Origin of the sequence: Pseudoalteromonas sp. 20-MNA-CIBAN-0454, from assembly GCF_040308685.1 — a bacterium.
GTDB classification, from domain to species: domain Bacteria; phylum Pseudomonadota; class Gammaproteobacteria; order Enterobacterales; family Alteromonadaceae; genus Pseudoalteromonas; species Pseudoalteromonas nigrifaciens.
In genome coordinates, this window is the sequence record NZ_JBEOOB010000135.1 from 1 (window position 1) to 319 (window position 319).

Here is a 319-nt window from a genome sequence, read left to right on the forward strand (position 1 = left end):
GTAGGTAAGTTGCATCGTCTGCAAAATCATGACCAAGACAATTAAAAGAGATACAGCCAGTCTTACCAGTAATCCAAGCAACGTTTTCACCGTATGCGTTTGGCACGGTATCAACGGCTGTAATTTTATGGCCGCGCGAAACAGGGGCTTTACCTATAAATGGGTGATAGCTAACAACCTGACCAACTTTGAATTTATTAACGTCTGCGAATGGCATGAATTACCCTTACAAAATAATTTAAAGCGCTATTTAACATATTCTAGCGCGTTCGGAAGATTGGGAGCATATTCCGGAGCATCGTGAACAGTGATTCCGGCC

Annotated in this window: 1 protein-coding gene; it reads right to left on the reverse strand. The window is 42.6% G+C overall.

Annotated features, from left to right (window positions below; all coding sequences use genetic code 11):
* The coding region (locus AAEZ22_RS18275) for a hypothetical protein (RefSeq protein WP_352298423.1) at positions 1–217 on the reverse strand (217 nt) is incomplete at its 3' end.
* Positions 218–319 lie beyond the last annotated feature (102 nt).